2 protein-coding genes are annotated in these 5147 nt (G+C 34.3%); both read right to left on the bottom strand.

Annotation, left to right across the window (positions count from 1 at the left end; all coding sequences use genetic code 11):
* Nucleotides 1–406: 406 nt before the first annotated feature.
* The gene (locus tag CKF58_RS07650) at nt 407–3622 is read right to left on the bottom strand and encodes an efflux RND transporter permease subunit (protein WP_119532599.1); all 3216 of its coding nucleotides are present in this window, start codon (nt 3620–3622) and stop codon (nt 407–409) included.
* A gap of 17 nt (nt 3623–3639) precedes the next feature.
* The gene (locus CKF58_RS07645) at nt 3640–4824 is read right to left on the bottom strand and encodes an efflux RND transporter periplasmic adaptor subunit (protein WP_119532597.1); all 1185 of its coding nucleotides are present in this window, start codon (nt 4822–4824) and stop codon (nt 3640–3642) included.
* Nucleotides 4825–5147: the final 323 nt, after the last annotated feature.

The raw sequence follows: 5147 nt of genomic DNA, 5'->3' as shown, positions 1-5147 counted from the left end.
TCTACTAAATCTATAGTGCGCAGTCCACTAGGGCAAGCTAAGTAACACTGCTATTATATTATAATTAAATTGCTTTTGCTATAAATTCTAGATTTATTAACTTATTTTTCCTAGCAAATTGAGTTATGTTTTTAATTAATTTTTCTTATGAGTTATAAATAATTTTTTACTCATAACATCTTATAACTAAATTATAGTCAAATGGATTAAAAATCAACTTGTTAGATGTTGTTAAATTTTAGATTCCGGATAACTATCAGGTATAAATAATTATTGCTCAAATTAAACTTTGCTCATATATTTTTGATCCGCAAAAATACCTTATTAGTTAGTGTGGATATTGCTGGTTTTTGAGCAAAATAAAGTGCGTAGTCTGTTAGGACTACGCACTTTAAGTTTAATTAAATTATTTCTTATCAAGATCTAATTTATTTGAATTTTCATCTTTATCGTCAGTAGAGAAGTCTAAGCTAGTAGCTTTATCGTCTACATCTTGATCATCATTGTTTTCGTCGTCAATTTCATCAACAGCTTCTTCTTCAATTTGATTAGCTAAAGGTGGAATTGTTTCGTCGAATTCAGGTAATGGTTCATGACGTTTACCGAAGTAAATGTAAACCATTGGTAGGATAAAGAGAGTAAATAGAGTACCGATAGAAAGACCAGATACAATGGTTACAGCAATCGCAAAACGAGCATTCGCACCAGAACCGCCACCGATAAGTAGAGGTAATAGACCAGCCACCATCGCTAAGGTTGTCATTAGAATCGGACGGAAACGTAAACGAGCTGCTTTAATGATTGCTTCACGTTTGTCTAAACCATGGAGAATTTGTTCTTCTTTAGCAACTTCACACATTAGAATACCGTGTTTAGTAATTAACCCTACTAGAGTCATCATACCAATGGTTGTATAGAGGTTACTAGTTGCACCTGGAATATTCATTAGGTTAAGAATAAATAATGTTGAAATACAACCTGTAATTGCAAGAGGTACGGTAACCATGATCACAATACCATCTTTCCAAGAGTTAAATTGAATAGCTAGTACTAAGAAGATCATTATAATAGCTAAACCGAAAATAATTGTAGTTTGGCTACCTTCTTGCGTATAGGTACGTAAATCACCTTGGAATGAATAAGTATAGTTAGATGGGAAATAATTGTAGAAGTTATTTTGTACCCATTCAACTAGTGCAGATTGTGATTGCGTTGAACGACCTTGCACACTTACTGAGTTTAATTGGTTTAAACGTGGGTAAGAAGCAGGTTGTGATTCCATTGAGTAAGTAACAACTTCTGTTAATGGAATATTTACACCTGAAGTGCTAGTTACGTAATAGTTATCTAAAGAGTTAGTTCCAGATTTATCTTGGTTTGCTAATTGAGTTACAAGTTTATACACTTGACCATCAATAGAAACTCGAGCAGCTGTTGAACCTGATAGGTATGCTGCTAATGAGCTAGCAATGTTACTAATATTAACACCTAATTTCGAAGCTTTTTCACGGTCGATTTGAATATTAAGTTTTGAGTTATCAAATGACACGGAAGTAGCACCCATGATTAGGATACCTTGGTCAATAGCAGCTTGTTCGAATTTTTCTGCGTATTCTACAATCTTATCTAAATCATCAACTGATTGTGCGGCAACAGCAAAGTTAAAGAAACCAGAACCAGGAACTTGGATTTCAGGGAAACTTACAGCATTCACTTGTAGACCTGGGACACCATTAAAGAAACCGCCTGACATATTAACAATTTCTTGTTGCGTCAAATTACGATCTTCTTTTAATGGAGCAATGTTGATAATCATACTAGATTGAATAACGGATAGACGACTATCAACAAAAGGTACTTTCGCAAATCTTTCAGTAATAATGTTTTGTAATAACTGATTGTATTGAATTGTTGAGTTAGATGGAGCACGTGCGAATGCAATAAATACTCCATTATCCTCGGTTGGTGTTAACTCTGAACTAATGTTACGAGGTAACGATATTAAAGCAAATAGAGCCGCAGCTAAGAATGCAAATGCAAATTTAGGGTGACCTAAGAAACCTTGTAAAGCTTTGTCGTATTTAGCATTAATATTATCAATCGTAGTTTCAACTAAATGCTCAAACTTGCTAGTTTTGTTAATATCGTAATTACGATAAAGTAGGTTAACTAGCATTGGAGATAAAGTTAATGAAACAACACCCGATAAGATCACCGAACCGGCAAGGGTAACAGCGAACTCACGATAAATCGGACCAGTTTGCCCTGAGGTTAAGGTAAATGGTAAGAATACTACAGCTAGAGTAAAGGTCATTACAATAACTGGAGCTGCAATTTCTCGCGTACCAATAATAGCAGCACGGAATGGTGTTTCACCATAACGGATGTGACGCACAATGTTTTCAAGTACCACAATGGCATCGTCAACTACCAGACCGATAGCTAAGATCATTGCTAGAAGTGTAATTAAGTTAATTGAGTAGCCAAATAAACTTAAAATTGCAAAGTTAGCAATAATCGAAATAGGAATAGCAATAATAGGAACGATAAGTGATTTAATACTTCCTAAGAATAGAAGCATAACCACCATTACGATAACAACCGCTTCTACAAGAGTACGAGCAACGTGCTCAATAGCACTAAAGATCGAAGTTGTAGAGTTATAAACTACAGTAGTATTAATGTAGCTTGGTAAAGTAGGTTTAACGGTGTTTTCGTAAGTATTTAGAAGAGCTTTAACTACTGAAAGTGCATTTGCTTCAGGAGTTAATGAGAAAGTCATAACAACCGCTTTTTGGTCATTAAAAGTAGCAATACTTTGGTTTGGTAACTCTTCCATTGCTACATTGGCAACGTCACCGATACGAATAGGTTGACCATTGACAGTTGTAATGATTAGATTTTTTAATTCGTCTACAGTTTTAACTGAACCATCAACGTTATTTGTAATAACACGATATTCAGTTCTTAAAGAACCCGCAGCGATTTGTACGTTGTTGTTAGAAATTGTACTAGATACAGAACTTGGACTTAAATTATATTTAGCAATTTTTTCTGGATCTAGAGTTACAAGCATATATAAACCTGGGTTTAAGAAATCTACACTTGCAACACCACTTACGGTATAGAATTGTGGTTGTACGTTACGTGTTAACCAGTCTACTAATTGAGCATTAGATAACTGATCGGTTGTAAATGCTACGTAAAGAGGGTTAACCGAACGTCCTTCATCTTTAGCAATTACAGGCTCATCTGCACCTGTGGGTAAAGATGATTTAGCTTCGTTAACTTTTGCAATTACGTCGGTAAAAACTTTGTTAAGATCAGCTCCACCGAGTAAATATAGGGTGATCGTACTAGTACCTAAAGCTGAGGTTGAATACATATAGTCAATGTTTTCTACAGCAGCTAGCTCAGATTCTAGTGGACTTGTAATAAAGTTTTGAATAGATTGTGCTGAAGTACCTGAATAGGTCGTAGTAACAGTAATAGTTGCTGTTACTAACTTAGGATACTGACGCACATTCATCTGGGTTAAACCATATAAACCAAGTACAACTAGGAGGATACAAAGGGCAACACCCATTACTGGTCGTTTAATAAACGCATCAGTAAATCTCATACTTTATACTCCAAGGATTATTTATCGGTTTCTTTTGCTTCTGCTGGTAAAGCGAAAGTATTTGGAACACCAATTCCATAACCTTTAGCAATACGCACTAAAGAACCATCCATAATATTGTTGTAATTAGTTACGACAATGTCACCAGCTTTTAAACCTTCAGTTACTAATACAAGATTATTAACGTGGTTGTTTGCTGTAATACGCACTTGAGTAACGTGGTAAACACCGTCAGTCGAACCAAATGAAGCAATTTTTTCTTTATCTGCGTCAGTTAGAGGATCTAAACGATATACTACTTGACCATATAAAGAGTAGTTAACAGCGATTTCTGGAATAACGATTTGATTTTGTAAAGTATCTGTAGCTACGCTTACTTTTACAAATAAACCAGTTTTTAAGTTTTCATTAATAGGAAACTCAACACGTACTTGGCTTAAACCTGTTGAAGTTGAAATTGTAGGGTCAACTGCTGCTACAGTACCTTCAGCAATTAATTTACCTTCACCATCATAAGCTTTTACGGCATTACCCGCTGATACATTTTTTAAAGCGTTAGGTGAAAATGCAACGTTTGCATAGTAATTGTTGCTTGATTGACTATCATTAGGAATTAATGTTACTAACACAGTTCCTGAAGATACAACAGTACCTACTGATGGCGAAATACTACCGATAGTACCATCAAATGGAGCAACGATTTGTTTAGTTGCAATTGTACGTTCAGCTGCTAAAACTGAATTTTTTTGTGCGTTTAAATTTGCTAAAGCATTGTCTACTTCTAATTTAGAAGCACCACCATTAGCGTATGCTGCTTTAAAGCCTTCATAAGTTAATTGTAAAGTACTTAAGCTTGCACGACTTGCTGCTAGAGAAGCTTGTTCTGCAGCTACGTCTAAACTTAAAATTACTTGACCTTTTTTAACCTGTTGCCCAGCTTTAAAGTTAATAGTTTTAACAGTACCGCTAGTTGCTAAGGCTAAGCTTGATGTATCTGCTGTTTGTAAGAAACCTGAAGAAATTACTCCTCCAGTATAAGAACGAGTTTCTAATTGAATAGCTGATACGCTGCTAATTGAAGGAGGAAGTTTATACTTACTTTTTTGATAGCTAATAAAATATGAAAATGCACTTAAAGCAAGTAAAACTAAAATTGCCAGCCCCATAAGGATATAAAATAGGGCAGATTTTCTTTTTGACATGTATTGTACCTTAATAAAATTAATAGCAACCTAAGAAAAAAAGAACCAATAGTTTTACTATTAGTAATATTCAAAAGATGAGAAATTTATTGTAATATTGCCCGCTATTATACCATTTTTTACTATTTTTTCTAGCTAAATCAAATATTTAGCAACGAAGATTTATGAGGATTTACGGCAATAAAGCTCTAACAAATAATTACATTTCCCACGTTAATTTGGAAATATATTTATATATAAATGAGTGAGTGCTCATTTATTTATTATATAACAACTAGCTGGTATTTTTCTACTCTTTTGCTAAAAAATTAAAACGTCAGATA

The sequence above is a fragment of the Psittacicella hinzii genome, assembly GCF_003585935.1.
Lineage (GTDB): Bacteria > Pseudomonadota > Gammaproteobacteria > Enterobacterales > Psittacicellaceae > Psittacicella > Psittacicella hinzii.
Note: the sequence above shows the minus strand (reverse complement) of the source record. Positions and strands in the feature narration are given on the sequence as shown.

Bases quoted from the DNA above. Each gene is read 5' to 3' on its own strand.
- CKF58_RS07645 (WP_119532597.1), bottom strand. From the start codon at position 4,824: ATGTCAAAAAGAAAATCTGCCCTATTTTATATCCTTATGGGGCTGGCA.
- CKF58_RS07650 (WP_119532599.1), bottom strand. From the start codon at position 3,622: ATGAGATTTACTGATGCGTTTATTAAACGACCAGTAATGGGTGTTGCC.